General features: G+C 47.7%; 11 protein-coding genes. 6 read left to right on the top strand and 5 right to left on the bottom strand.

Annotated elements, in window-relative coordinates; all coding sequences use genetic code 11:
• Positions 1 to 33 precede the first annotated feature (33 nt).
• Entirely contained in the window at positions 34 to 1,221 is a 1,188-nt protein-coding gene (doeA, locus tag R7040_RS11190; RefSeq protein WP_005373780.1) for an ectoine hydrolase DoeA, read from the bottom strand.
• Positions 1,222 to 1,492: 271 nt separating this feature from the next.
• On the opposite strand from doeA, the gene R7040_RS11195 reads away from it, so the two are divergent.
• Positions 1,493 to 2,926, top strand: coding sequence for a PLP-dependent aminotransferase family protein (locus R7040_RS11195; RefSeq protein ID WP_080996739.1), 1,434 nt, complete (start codon positions 1,493 to 1,495; stop codon positions 2,924 to 2,926).
• 20 nt (positions 2,927 to 2,946) lie between these two features.
• Here R7040_RS11195 and R7040_RS11200 read toward each other — a convergent pair whose 3' ends face one another.
• Entirely contained in the window at positions 2,947 to 3,969 is a 1,023-nt protein-coding gene (locus R7040_RS11200) for a helix-turn-helix domain-containing protein (protein ID WP_054576148.1), read from the bottom strand.
• A gap of 131 nt (positions 3,970 to 4,100) precedes the next feature.
• Between R7040_RS11200 and R7040_RS11205 the strand changes: the two genes are divergently transcribed.
• Genes R7040_RS11205 through R7040_RS11215 form a run of 3 tightly spaced genes read left to right on the top strand, consistent with a single transcriptional unit; the run spans position 4,101 to position 6,478 of the window.
• Positions 4,101 to 4,862, top strand: coding sequence for an SDR family NAD(P)-dependent oxidoreductase (locus R7040_RS11205; RefSeq protein WP_053304589.1), 762 nt, complete (start codon positions 4,101 to 4,103; stop codon positions 4,860 to 4,862).
• A gap of 40 nt (positions 4,863 to 4,902) precedes the next feature.
• Positions 4,903 to 5,415 carry a 2,4'-dihydroxyacetophenone dioxygenase family protein gene (locus tag R7040_RS11210; RefSeq protein WP_053304588.1) on the top strand — a complete coding sequence of 171 codons (513 nt, stop codon included), beginning with the start codon at positions 4,903 to 4,905 and terminating at the stop codon, positions 5,413 to 5,415.
• Between the two features lie 4 nt (positions 5,416 to 5,419).
• Positions 5,420 to 6,478, top strand: a complete 1,059-nt coding sequence (locus R7040_RS11215) for a zinc-binding dehydrogenase (protein WP_258469489.1) — start codon at positions 5,420 to 5,422, stop codon at positions 6,476 to 6,478.
• 82 nt (positions 6,479 to 6,560) lie between these two features.
• On the opposite strand, the gene R7040_RS11220 is transcribed toward R7040_RS11215, so the two are convergent.
• Both R7040_RS11220 and grxB read right to left on the bottom strand, forming a co-directional pair.
• A complete protein-coding gene (locus tag R7040_RS11220; protein ID WP_318081317.1) occupies positions 6,561 to 7,685 on the bottom strand; it encodes an alkene reductase in 1,125 nt (374 codons plus the stop codon).
• A gap of 10 nt (positions 7,686 to 7,695) precedes the next feature.
• Positions 7,696 to 8,325: a glutaredoxin 2 gene (grxB, locus tag R7040_RS11225; protein WP_137282799.1), complete on the bottom strand. Its 630-nt coding sequence runs from the start codon at positions 8,323 to 8,325 to the stop codon at positions 7,696 to 7,698.
• A 198-nt stretch (positions 8,326 to 8,523) separates the two neighbouring features.
• Here grxB and R7040_RS11230 point away from each other — a divergent pair, with 198 nt between their 5' ends.
• The gene (locus tag R7040_RS11230; protein ID WP_318096869.1) at positions 8,524 to 9,459 is read left to right on the top strand and encodes a LysR family transcriptional regulator; all 936 of its coding nucleotides are present in this window, start codon (positions 8,524 to 8,526) and stop codon (positions 9,457 to 9,459) included.
• Here the strand turns inward: R7040_RS11230 and R7040_RS11235 are convergent.
• On the bottom strand, positions 9,412 to 10,323 hold the full coding sequence (locus R7040_RS11235; protein ID WP_318096870.1) for a LysR family transcriptional regulator: 912 nt from the start codon (positions 10,321 to 10,323) through the stop codon (positions 9,412 to 9,414). The two genes, R7040_RS11230 and R7040_RS11235, sit on opposite strands and share 48 nt — an antisense overlap.
• A gap of 220 nt (positions 10,324 to 10,543) precedes the next feature.
• Here R7040_RS11235 and R7040_RS11240 point away from each other — a divergent pair, with 220 nt between their 5' ends.
• Positions 10,544 to 13,423 (top strand): MGH1-like glycoside hydrolase domain-containing protein, encoded by a 2,880-nt coding sequence (locus R7040_RS11240; protein ID WP_318081318.1) that lies wholly within the window; start codon positions 10,544 to 10,546, stop codon positions 13,421 to 13,423.
• The last annotated feature ends 8 nt before the right edge of the window (positions 13,424 to 13,431 follow it).

Below are 13,431 nucleotides of genomic sequence, written 5' to 3' on the forward strand. Positions count from 1 at the left end.
GACCTAGCTCAACAGAGCTTGAGGTTTGAAAAATTAGTGTTTAACAAATAAGTGGCGTGGAAAGTCACACAATGTTTTTGCTCCATCATGGGTAATGACGATACTTTCCGTTGTTTCTAACCCCCAATCTTTGAACCACAGCCCTGGCATAAAATGGAATGTCATGCCTTCTCTCAAGATGGTTTTATCGGTGTCTCGCAAACTCATGGTTCGTTCCCCCCAATCTGGCGGGTAGCTCAAACCTATTGGATAGCCACAACGGGCGCCTTCGCGTGAGAATCCCGCTTTATCGAGAACCTGGTTTAGTGCATTGGCGATGTCGGCGCAGGTATTTCCGGGCTTTGCCACTTTCAAGCCTGCTTCAAGCCCTAAAGTTAGGGCTTCGTCGGCTCGTTTAAACTTGTCGTCAGGCTCGCCAAGAAAAATAGTGCGAGAGAGTGGACAATGGTAACGGCGGTGCGCCCCTGCAATTTCAAAAAACGTCCCTTCGCCTTTCTTGAAGGGTCTGTCATCCCAAGTCAGGTGAGGTGCGGAAGCATCAGAACCTGATGGCAAAAGCGGCACAATCGCGGTGTAATCGCCAAAGTGGTCTTCATGCCCGAGCACTGCTTGACGGTTAATCTCGGCAACAAGGTGGTGTTTCGGTAATCCTGGTTCAATCATGTCGAACGCGACACGGTGCATGTTTTCAACAATGCGAGCGGCACGGTACATGTATGCCAGTTCTTGATCGGATTTAACGGCGCGGCACCAGTTGACTAGTCCGGTTGCATCGAGAAGTTGAGCATTCGGTAGGTGCGTAGTGAGTGATTCGTAAGCGGTGGCGCTAAAGTAATAGTTATCTTTTTCTACACCGATACGACCACGATCCCAAAGGCGCGGAGCCAGTACGGCTTCGACCAGGAAATCCATCGGGTGTAGCGGCGGATTCATTACATAATGGTCTGGATAGTAGGTGATGTTTTCTGCCGACATATACGCAGTCCTGTATGCTCCGTTGGCATCTTGGCAGCGTCCAAACCAAACTGGCTCATCAGATGGACCAACAACGACACATTGTGGCACGTAAAAAGACCACCCATCATAGCCTGTCAGCCACGCCATGTTAGAAGGGTCATGAATGATAAGGACATCCAATTCTCTTTCTTCCATCGATTGCCGAACTTTCGTTAACCGATCCTGGAACTCATCCAGTGTAAAATGCAAAGCAACGCCTCTCATATTTTCTCCTTGTTAGAAATCCGACGCCTTATGGGCCTTCGGAGACGCTGAGGTATTTCTACCTTCTACCAGCTAGCCAGATCTGCGTTAAAAATGATTGCAATTTACCTCTGGGGTTGTATTTGGATTAAACGATGCTGTTTAACATGTTTGTTTAACCCATACATTTCATGTCAATCATTACAATTGTGGTTTATTTTTGTGCATTTCACCTCGTTTTGTGAGTTAAAGTTCGCCATTTGTTAAATGGAAGTTACAATGAGTGTTAAAAATGAATCAATTAAAATATTGTGTCATGACAATTTCTTTGAACCCGATCATTCGGCCAGGCACCGCTAAATACATCTCCATTGGTAACTATCTTGTCGAATGTGTCCGCAGTGGTTATCTAAAACCGGGAACTCGATTACCCACACATCGTGAGTTTGCAGAGCAAATTGGCGTCAGCGTACAAACGGTGAGCCATGCATATGGTTATGCAGAGAAAAAAGGGGCGATCGAGTCTTGGGTTGGGAATGGTACTTTTGTCAAATCAGGTTTTGTGGATGAAAGTACGGACACGGAGTTCATGCTGACACAAGAGATGAAAGAAACGCCGGATGAAATTGATATGTCGATTGCACATCCAGTGGTGACCGATCGCCACATTACGCTTTTTAATCAGGCGTTAATGGAGATTGCTGGGCAAACAAACAATCGTGGTTTGATCAGTAAAGCAAAGCCGGTAACAGGTCAGCCTCATCATATTGAGTCAGGAGCACGATTTCTAAGTAGCCAAGGGTTGGATGTGGGTGCCGATCAAATATTACTCACAAATGGAGCATGCCATGGTTTAACGTTGGCTTTAAGCACAGTTGTTGAACACGGTGATTTAGTTGCTTGTGGTCACTTGGTTGATCATGGCTTGATCTCTCGCTCGAGAATGCTTGGATTTAAGTTGCAACCACTTGAAATGGATGAGTTTGGTATAACGCCGGATGCATTTGAATGGGCATGTAAACACAAACCAATCAAGGTATTGTGTTGCACACCGAGCATGGCTAACCCGACTAGTGCGCATATGGATGTTGAACGCCGAGAGGCGATAGCGAATATTGCACAGCAATACGACATCTATGTCATTGAAGATGACGTGTATGGAGCACTAGAACCTAACCGTGTCCCACCCCTTGCCACATTGTTACCCGAACAAGCTTTCTATGTCACCAGTTTAACCAAAGTTGTAGCGCCAGGCATGCGCACTGGCTATCTGACGGTCCCACGTCATTTTTTGCAGCACGCGATTGGTCGTTTAGCGGCAACGAGTTGGTCTGCGACTCCATTACCATTTGAAGTCGCTCATTTGTGGATCGAGAACGGTACGTTAAATCGACTTATTCGCTTTCAAGTCAATGAGTTTGCTAAGCGACAGCGAATAGCAAAAGCCGCTTTAGAAGGGCATGTTTATAGCTCGCACCCGAATGGACAGCACATTTGGTTGAGACTACCCGAGCAGTGGAATAGCGATGATCTGGTTGCTTCGGCTAAGCGTTCAGGGGTGCAGATCACTGGATATAAACCGTTTGTTCTCGATACTAATCAGCCAATGCCTTACGTGCGAATCAGCTTGGGAGCAGAAACAAACCGAGGCTACATCAAACACGGGTTATCTGTGATTGCTGAAATTCTCGATACCAACCCTCCCACCTCACACTTTTTGGTTTGAACGATAGGTTATTTATGCTTTTAACTGATGGGCTTAAACGTTTGTAACTGAGTTTTTTCTTGTCGCCATTGCCTTGGCGATTTTCCCGTCCAGCGACGAAAATGACGGCTGAATACCGCAGTTTCTGCATAGCCCAGTTGCAACGCGATATCGGTAATACTCTGAATATTCTCATGCAATCGCTGTTCGGCGAAATCCTGACGCACTTGTTGTAAAAGCTGCCGATAATTTGTGCCCTGTTGTTTCAGCTTGTTTTGCAGCATTCTCGGATGCAGGTCCAATGCTCTTGCAACGCGCTCAACGCTGCATTCTCCGGTTGAGAGCAGACGGCCAATCATGTTTGCTGCTTGGTCACTGAGATTGTTGGGGTAACGGGTTTGCAGCTCTTTGAGGTGCTGTTGAAAATGGCGCTCTAGTGCGTCTTCATCTTGGTGGTTCTTAGCGTTAAGCAGAGTCGCTTTAAGTAGGATACCGTCAAACTTATCACCGAAACGCAGTTTGTTCTGCTGGGCAAACTTGCTTTTTTCTACTTCCAATGTTGCGTGTTGAGTCAAATGTAGCGCGAAGTGACTTGCTTCAATATCAAGCAGACTGGCAATAAACATCGCCAGATGCGACACACTGAGCTGCATCAACTGCGCGATACCTCGTTCGCTGTGCACATCAATATTGAGCGACAACCGTACCCAATCATCTTGTGGCGTCATGTTGAGAGTGACCCCTGACGAATGCAGATAGAGAAAATCATTCACCCGCGCCAAGGCTTCACCGACCGTTTGCGCCCGGGAAACCAGCATTGGTAAGTCTCCCAAGCTCTGTAGGTTTTGACGCTCGGCGAGCAACACGCCAAACAGCGGTTGCTGACAACGAGCAGCCGCTTCCTCCAGCAATTCAGCCAGCCTAGGGTAGGCGAGATACGTATCGGGATTGCGAAACTGCGCCGCAGACAGGCCAACAGCGGCCATTATCTCTTGCGGATTCTGCCCCAGTTCGGAAACCAAGCTATCAAATTTATCAGCAGCGCCACTTCGTACGATATACATGTCTCGATTTTAAAATGTTAACAGGTTGTAAATCGCAATATATCAAATTTACTTCGTAAAAGGTCAAGTGAGTGCCAGTGAGTTGATCTAAGTTACATTTCGATAACAACAACGCATGGATGAGAAGCTGTATGGAACTTATCAATAAAACTGCCATCGTGACTGGCGCTGCGGGTGGAATTGGGCAAGCTATTATTGCAAAGCTAAGAGAGCAAGGAGCCAAAGTGCTTGCTGTCGATATTTCAGAGCAATCACTGCAAATGTACGCAAGTTTTGCCCCTAAGCAGTTGGAAACCTTTGTTGCGGACGTCACCGATTACCAACAAGTCGAAGCCATGGTGAAGTACGCGGTCGAACTATTTGGCTCACTTGACATCATGGTCAACAACGCGGGCATCGGTGCACCGAAACCTCTGCTTGACCACGACCCAATTGCCGATTTTGAGCCGATCTCTAAGGTCAACCAAAATGGCGTCTACTACGGCATTCTTGCCTCTGGAAGACAATTCCAAGCGCAAGGCACGCCGGGCGTGATCCTCAATACTTCTTCTGTTTACGCACGAATGGCGTCTGAGATGACCTTTACCTACAACGTCAGTAAAGCCGCAGTCGATATGATGACCAAATGCGCCGCATTAGAACTCGCACCATTGGGTATTCGTGTTTGCGCTGTCGCTCCGGGACGCGTTGATACTCCGATGTTAAGGCAATACGAAGAGATTGGCCTGTGGGACCACATCCGCAAAGAACAGATGCGTCAAAACTTCACACAACCAGAAGAGATTGCTGATGTGGTGGCGTTTCTGGTCAGCGAGAAAGCCAACTGTATCAACGGTTGTACCATCAGCGCATCTGACGGTTTCGAGAATTTTAAGTACCCACTTATGGGATAGGCGAGTACGCCACATTACAGCAACAGCGAGGATGTAAGTTATGTCATTACCAGAAGTTATTCAGCACCAAGATTTCTTATTAACTCTTAATACCAATGAAGAGTCGATCATCAAAGACGCATTACCGGGTGTGGATGTTTATCCCCTGTTTCTTGATCCAGAAAACGGAACTTGGGTGATACGCGCCAAGTTCAAACCGGGCGTGACTTTACCTAAGCACTTCCACACTGGTGTGGTGCATTTCTATACACTGAGTGGCGCTTGGCACTACATTGAATACCCAAACCAAGTCCAAACCGCTGGTAGTTATTTGTATGAGCCAGGTGGTTCGATTCATACCTTTCACTGTCCAGAAGAGTCGGGTGGTGCAGATGGCTTTATGGTGATCCAAGGTGCGAACATTAACTTTGACGACGAGGGTAACTTCATCAACATCATGGATGCAGGTTGGATTGAGCAAGTTGTTATTGCAACAGCGAAAGCACAAGGCTTCACTGCGCGCTACATCAAACCGGGTGCGATTGCTGGCCTAAGCGATGAGCTAGCGGAGTAACCCCATGCAACAGATGAACAGTATCATAATGCAGGAAGGTAGTGTCCGCCTGAAGCAAGTCGAAATCCCCAAACCTGCAGCGGGACAAGTGTTGGTTCGTAGTCTAGCTTGTGGCATTTGTGGCTCCGACCTTCACATTACTCGACACGCGGATGAGGTATTTGATGTATTCCACCAGCTCGGGTTGATGCCTGATGAAGCCGGTGAGCACGCTCAAGTGATGTTGGGGCATGAGTTCTGCGCGGAAATTATCGAATACGGTGCCGATACGCAGCAAACGTTGTCCGTTGGTAGCCGAGTCACCTCAGTGCCGATGTTGCTCAGCCAAAATGGCGCGGGCGTTGGTGTTACTCCGGGTACTTATGGCGCTTACTCTGAGTATTTCCTGCTTGATGAAGCGTTATTGCTACCTGTGCCAGACGGAATGCCGTCTGAGGCGGCGGCATTAACCGAACCACTAGCGGTCGGTTTGCACGCGGTCAACCGCAGTGAAATCGAAACGGAAGAAACAGCGCTGGTTGTCGGTTGCGGCCCTATAGGGCTGGCGGTGATTGCTGCACTGAAACAACGTGGCGTCAGCAATATTCTTGCGGTCGATCTTCAGGAAGAAAAGCTGCAACTTGCCAGCGAGTTTGGCGCAAATCGATTGATCAACTCGACCAAGGAAGACGAGATCGCCGTCGGGGCACAGTACGCGATGAATTCACGCCTGGTCATTTATGAGTGTGTTGGCAAGCATACCTTGATTGACGATTTTCTGCGCCGCGCTCCTGCCCGAGCGCGAATCGTCATCTCGGGTATCCATACGACACCCGCAATCATTAACTACGCGTACGCGACGGTAAAAGAGCTCGACTTGAGATTCTCTTACTACTACCAACCGCACGAGTTTGAGCAATGCCTACAAGCGATTGCCGAACATAAGTTGCCTTGGCAGAAAATGCTCACTGCCAAAGTAGGGATCGATGGTGTGGAAGATGCGTTTAGACAGTTAATGACTCCCAACGACCACATCAAAGTGGTTATCGAACCTTGGCGCAGCGGCGCGTTAGAAGTGATTTAACTCTTAGCCAGATTTAGCTAGCTAAAACCAATTTTAGTTTGGTGACAGCCCCAACCGTAGCAGCTAGGTTGGGGCTTTTTTGTTAGGCCTGTTCTGCGCATTCCTGTTGCAGAGCAGGGTAATCGGTGTAGCCTCGTTCGTTTCCGCCAAACAACGTTGAGCCATCGAGTTCTGCCAACGGATGGTGATGTTGCAAGCGAGAGACTAAGTCTGGGTTTGCTACGAATGGCCGTCCGAATGCGACAAGATCCGCGTAGCCTTTCTCTAACACTTCGTTTGCTCGTTGAGGATTGTAGCGACCTGCGACAATGATAGCGTTGCGAAAGCGCTTTCTAAGTTCGATTCGAAACGTCTCGGGAATCGTTGGTGCATCGGCCCAATCGGCCTCGGACAAGTGCAAGTAGGCAATGTCGCGCTCCTGTAGCTGTTTTGATGCCTCTAGGATCGTTTGCACGATATCTGGGCAGTCCATATCTTTAAACGTAATGAATGGTGCCAATCTCACCCCAACTCGATGCGCACCAATAGCGGCGATAACTGCATCCACTACTTCGATAAGAAAACGGATACGATTTTCTCGTGAACCGCCGTAGTTGTCTATTCGATGGTTTGAGTTGGTTCTTAAGAACTGATCGATCAGATACCCATTCCCGCCGTGGATTTCTACACCATCAAAACCCGATTCAATGGCGCGTTTGGCTGCGTTCGCGAAATCACCGACAACTCGGTTGATATCCGCTTGTGTCATGGCGCGAGGCTCAACACAATCGACCATATTGCCGTTGCCTTGTTCATCTGCAATCCAAACTTGCGTCTCTACCGGAGCGAGCGCAGATGGTGCGATAGGCTGTTCACCATTTTGGAATGTTGGGTGAGACACTCTGCCCACATGCCATAGCTGACAAAACATCGCTGAGCCTTGTGATTTGACCGCTTGGGTCACACCCTGCCAGCCCGCCACTTGCGCATCGGTGTAAACGCCAGGGGTGAACGAATAGCCTTGAGAATCGTCCGAAATTTGCGTGGCTTCGGAAATGATCAGCCCGGCAGAAGCGCGCTGTTGATAATACGTTGCCATCATCTCATTCGGGATGTTGCCCGGCTGAGTGGTGCGTGCGCGAGTCATTGGTGCCATGACAATACGGTTTTGTAGTGACAACGCTTTCAGTTGAGCTGGTTCAAACAGCTTATTTGTTCTTTGTTTCATGTTGCGCTCCTCAGATAAGTACTGGCACGTTGGTCGCTTTACGAGCGGTTGCCATCCAGTGAAGTACGGCTGGATCCCATTGCACTTCGGGCGCACTGAAAAAACCGCGTAGAATGGAGAACATAATGGCCTGATCAACCAGTGACGTTTGCTTTTCTGAACTTAGGTTGAGCAAGGGTTTGGTTTGTTCTATCAAAGCGGCGACTTCTTTCGCAATCGCAGGTGTATCGTTAATCAAGGCTTCAAAATTTAACGCTTCGGTTTCTTTTTTTGCACGCCATGCTTGTTTAGCGGTTTCTGTTGCAAATTCCGGTAACGTCATGTTTGACCAACGCGGATACCCGACTTTTTGTAGCGGTAAAAACGCTTGTTTTTGCCAGTCTAAAACCGGTGCTGAGGGTTGGCTGCTTTCATTGGAAGATGCCAATTCAAGGAAGTAGTTGATGATGTCTAAGCTTTCCGCCATGGCTTCACCATCGTCTTTGATCAAAAGAGGAACTTGTTTTGCGCCGATGAGGTTTGTGGTGGTGCTCTCGTCGTCATAAGCAATGTTGATGACATCGAGCTGAATATTCAGCATGCCTGCAACAAAACGGACGCGGGCGCTAAAGGGGCAATGTTCATAAATGTACAGTTTCATTTTTGTTTCCTATCTCTTGGCTGGGCAGGGCGTGTTGTTGTGCGTTGAACAGCGTTACGGCGTTTAACTTTGCCCTGTCACATAACGTTCTGGGTCTAAACAATGTCGATAGGGTCAGTATATGGATTCGACTTAATTTGATAATTGGGTTATATCTGAATTGATTATTCAGTTTTTCCAAATAATAAGGGCGCGAAGGTGGATAAGTTTTCGGATATGACGTTGTTTGTCAGCATCGTTAAACATCAAGGTCTGGCAGCGGCGGGAAGGGAGTTAGGTTTGTCTCCGGCGACGGTAACGGCAAGGCTGCAAGCGATAGAAGAACGCTATGGCGTAAAGCTGCTCAACCGAAGCACACGCCACGTATCACTCACGGACGCAGGGGCAATGTACCATCAAGCTTGTCTGAACATCATTGATAGCGTGAAAGAGACGGAAAACTTGCTGCAAACGGGTATTTCGCAAGTGCGCGGAACGTTGAAAATTTCAGCTCCACGAGATATTGGCAAACAAATTATTAAGCCGATGGTGTCGGCTTTTTCTGAGCAATATCCGGATGTGACGCCTTATCTTTATCTTAATGACAATTTATCGAACTTGGCTGAATCGGGGCTCGATTTGGTGATTCGTTATGGCGAGTTAGCGGACAGCAATCTCATTTCGCGCAGGCTGGCGTCGAGTCAACGCGTGCTGTGCGCATCACCTGACTATTTGTCGAAGCAAGGTGTCCCAAACTGTCCACAAGATCTCGCGGATCATCGCTGCTTAGCCATGGTGCGCAGCAATGAAGAATTAAAAACGTGGCACTTTAAAGATGAAGAGTCTCACCAATCGATCACGGTCACGCCAAAGCGATTTTCTGATGATGGTGAAGTGATTCGACAATGGGCGTTGGACGGTGCGGGGATTGCATTGAAATCGATTTTAGATATTCAGCAAGACCTCAAAAAACAACGTTTAGTAACGGTTTTGGATGGGTATATGAAAAACTTCAGCGCCTTTTCGCAAGGCGCTGAAGCGGATCTACATGTCATTTATCAAAGCCGCCAATATCAACCGAAAAGAGTTCGCCTGTTTTTGGACTTTCTAGTTGAGCAATTTAGCGCGCTGAGTGATGCTAGCAATCAGATCTAGATGCGATTCAGAGGTTTCTCGGCGGTGGCGATAAATCCCGACGGTGCCAGGGTTTGGTTCGTTTTCCATGGTTAAGCATCGTAAGCCAAAGGATTCCAAATACGGTTTGAGGTGGCCGGTATAAGACATCACCGCGACGCTTTCTTTCAGTACATCAATACTGGCGAGCAGAGAATCCACTTCGTAAGTCGGTCTGTCATCCAGTTGCTGCCTTTCGCGTTCATTTTGCTTCGGGATTGGGTTATCGATGACGTGAGCGAATTTCTTCGCGTCATAAGTGACCGAAAGAGCGGGGTATTCGTGCAGCATATCTTCGGTGACGGTTTTCCCTAGAAGTGGGTGGTTTGGGGAAACAAAATAGGCATCAACCGTTTGAAATAGCGGAATAAACGTAACATCACATTTAGACGACAAGCCGACAATCTCGTGGCCGATGAAGAATTCAATCTGTTCGCTGATTAATGAATCCATCAAGCCTAAGTGGTTGCCAAATTCGACGTGCGTAGATGCCGATGGCTGCTTGCTCAGATGTTCATTGAGTGCTTTTTTGACGAACAGCGGCCACCACGCATCGCCAGTACCCATTTTAATTTTTCCGACTTGATACTGTTTCCGTTCATCAATGCTTTGCATCATTTGGTTGTATTCATGCTGCATCGCGTTGCTATGGCGATAGAGGATGCGTCCGTATTCGGTCAACACCATGCCATTAGGATGACGTTCAAACAGCGTCACGCCGAGATTCTCTTCCAGCTTCTTTAAATTGCTTGTTACCGTTGGCTGGCTTAACCCTCCCATTCTTGCCGCAGCGCTGATGCTTTGGCAGCGTGCAACCAGTAAAAATTGCTGCAGAGATTTGTCCATTTTCTTTCCCCTCTAAGAACGAGGGGTATTTTGCACAATTTCATTTATAAATCACAAATCTGTAATCTCATTTGATTGAAATTATGCGCATTTCATAGATCTACATCACTGTTGGGGTCTGACGTATAGATGTTATCTATAGCTCGCTCCTGACTTCCTATTTTCCCCTCAAAAAGGTGTTCTTTAGACTGTCGCCAAAACAACAATCTAAGGGATGAACATGAAACCGAGTTTTATTGCGCTTGCTGTCGCGTCTTGTATTGGTCTTGCTGGATGTGGGTCAGATTCCTCTGATGCGCCTGTGCCGGTCGACAAACCAATTATTTCAGCCGACTTATATTTACGTGGTTTAAATGGGGATTGGGGCACGGCAGAGCATGCCAAGCTAAACTATTTGGGTAATAACGAGTACGAAACCGTACTGCGCGTCGCTCGAGGTAGCAATCAGTTCAAGATTGCTGATCCGGGTTGGCAGATCCAATACACCTATTTTGAGGAGCCCGCGGCGTTCGATAAAGCTCAGGAGTACCTGCCAAAACCAGACACGAATGAAGCGTGTATGAACGATGACTGCAACTCTGAGATCACGTTTGAAGACAAAGGGTATTACAAGTTTTCTGTGAGCTTTGCCGATGAAAGTCGCGCGACAATGACTGTGACGAAAGCAACGCAAGAAGAAGCGGAAAAATACTACTCTGATGCGATTCTCGACCCTGCAATGGTGCATGAAGGGCATCAGAGCAAAGAAGTGAAACTGTTCGCCAATTACGATGACTCGAGTGATACCGTGATTTTCTCGGTGAAAGATCCTAAAGCTGAGCTGCGTGAATTTGGTATTTCAACGACGACAGAATTGCGTGATGCGCTCGACCAAGGCTTAGTGATCAATGAACAAACAGGACCGCGAGTGGTGTCGGGTGATGTCGCGTTTGACGCGTTGTTTGCATTGACGATGAAAGAGCTAGACCAGCTTGCCGTTTCTGAAATCAAAGACGGCAATTACAACTACAACAACCCAATCAAAGCGGAAGTTTTTGAGACGGGCGCGAAGTGGCATTACGTATGGACGCGTGATTTGGCGTACGCAGCAGACCTTTCGCTTGCATTGATGAATCCAACTCGCGTGCAAAATGGTTTGAATTTCAAATTGTCTGCTTTCCGCGACACGACCGATCAGCAATACGATGGCGAGCAGATTGTGCAAGACACGGGCACGGGCGGCAGTTGGCCAATCAGTACCGACCGTACGACTTGGGCGCTTGGTGCAGAACGCTTACTTTCGGCATTGGATGGGGAAGAGTACAACCAGTTTGCAGAGCGCGCATATAAAGCGATCAGTAATACACTTGAAGCCGATCGCCTGGCGGCTTTTGATGCGAAATCCGGTTTATACACTGGTGAGCAATCATTCCTCGATTGGCGTGAGCAAACTTACTCAACGTGGACGCCAAACGATGTCAATGCGATTGGTAGCAGCAAAGCGTTATCGACAAACGTGGTTCACTACCGCGCGATTCAGCTCGCGGCTAAGTTGGCAGAGAAGTACGACTCAACCAACGCGGTCAAATACACCGAGTGGGCTGAGCAGTTAAAAACCGCTATCAACGATCAGTTTTGGAATGCCGAACGCGGTATGTACGTAAGCTATTTGTTTGACAATGGCAAAGACATTGCGGTCGACAAATACGATATGTTGGGCGAAGCGTTGGCAATCATCAGTGGCGTGGCAAGTGATGCGCAGGCGAAACAAATCATGGCCAATTACCCACACAGTGAGTTTGGCGTGCCGGTTTACTTCCCTCAACAACCGGACGTGCCTGTGTACCATAATCGCGCAATTTGGCCATTTGTTACCGCGTACAGCTTGCGCGCCGCGCATCAAACACAAAATGTGGCAGCAGCGAACAATGCCATTCAATCGTTGGTTCGTGGTACGGCAACTAATTTATCCAACATGGAAAACTTAGAGTGGCTTTCTGGTAAGTCATTCATCATCCATAGTGATCATGGTGAAGATCCAAGCATGGATGGCCCAGTTATTAACTCTCAGCGTCAGCTTTGGTCTGTGGGTGGCTACTTGAACATGGTGGTAGAGACCCTATTCGGCATCCATACCGAAACGGGCAAGTTGGAAGTGAAGCCGTTTATCACAAGTTGGGTGCGCAATAACTTGTTGGCTCAGTCTGAACAAATCACGTTGGAAAACTTTGCCTTCAAAGGAAAGAACTACTCGGTAACGATTGACTTGCCTGAAGTAAGCAAAGATGACACAGGTTACTACCCAGTTGAAAATGTCACGATGGACGATGAGGGGCATTTCCACGTGACATTGGGCGCGCTTGTGAATGTAGATAGCAGCATTACTTTAGTTTCTGGTGTGAAACCGTACGCAAGTGAAGATAGTCGCGTTTATTCTCCGCAAGAGCCAACATTGGTGGTAAAAAGCGTTGATAATTCGGTTTCGATTGACGTGACGAGTAAGTACAACGTGAACTTGTATCGCAATGGCGAGCTGATTCAAAAGAACGTGATTGCTCAATCTTATTCCGATACGCCAACAGGTTTTGCTTGTTATTTGGCTGAAAGCATTAACGATAAAGGCTTCCGTTCTAACCCAAGCCAACCTGTTTGTGTCGGTGAAGAGATCCGCATCAAACTTGATGGCGAATATCAGCCACTCAAAGACAATGTCTCAGTGGTTACGGTGAGTAAAGACAGTGGCATCGTAAAAGGTGCAGAGTCGTTTACAGCCCCTGTAACGGGCACTTACCAGTTCGATGCTTGGTACAACAATAACCTAGGGCAACTTAATACTGGCATCACGAACACCGTGAAATTGTTAGAGGTATTGGATGATGCAGGTAAAGTGGTTGGTCAAGGTTACTTGCAGATGGGCCATATTGGTGAAAACCAAGGTATGCGTTACTCAACGCCAATTGAGGTGACGTTGGAGCAGGGAAAAACCTATCAGGTCGCGCTGAAGGACCACTTCAATATGAGTTACCTCAAATCGAATGAAACCTACATCTACGCAGGTGGTATTGAGGGTGAAAAGAACGAAGCGCAAATCGCAGATATTCGAATCACACCTTTAATGTAGGCTGTTTT

The organism is Vibrio sp. 1069, from assembly GCF_033340555.1.

Bases quoted from the DNA above. Each gene is read 5' to 3' on its own strand.
- doeA (WP_005373780.1), bottom strand. From the start codon at position 1,221: ATGAGAGGCGTTGCTTTGCATTTTACACTGGATGAGTTCCAGGATCGG.
- R7040_RS11195 (WP_080996739.1), top strand. From the start codon at position 1,493: ATGAATCAATTAAAATATTGTGTCATGACAATTTCTTTGAACCCGATC.
- R7040_RS11200 (WP_054576148.1), bottom strand. From the start codon at position 3,969: ATGTATATCGTACGAAGTGGCGCTGCTGATAAATTTGATAGCTTGGTT.
- R7040_RS11205 (WP_053304589.1), top strand. From the start codon at position 4,101: ATGGAACTTATCAATAAAACTGCCATCGTGACTGGCGCTGCGGGTGGA.
- R7040_RS11210 (WP_053304588.1), top strand. From the start codon at position 4,903: ATGTCATTACCAGAAGTTATTCAGCACCAAGATTTCTTATTAACTCTT.
- R7040_RS11215 (WP_258469489.1), top strand. From the start codon at position 5,420: ATGCAACAGATGAACAGTATCATAATGCAGGAAGGTAGTGTCCGCCTG.
- R7040_RS11220 (WP_318081317.1), bottom strand. From the start codon at position 7,685: ATGAAACAAAGAACAAATAAGCTGTTTGAACCAGCTCAACTGAAAGCG.
- grxB (WP_137282799.1), bottom strand. From the start codon at position 8,325: ATGAAACTGTACATTTATGAACATTGCCCCTTTAGCGCCCGCGTCCGT.
- R7040_RS11235 (WP_318096870.1), bottom strand. From the start codon at position 10,323: ATGGACAAATCTCTGCAGCAATTTTTACTGGTTGCACGCTGCCAAAGC.
- R7040_RS11240 (WP_318081318.1), top strand. From the start codon at position 10,544: ATGAAACCGAGTTTTATTGCGCTTGCTGTCGCGTCTTGTATTGGTCTT.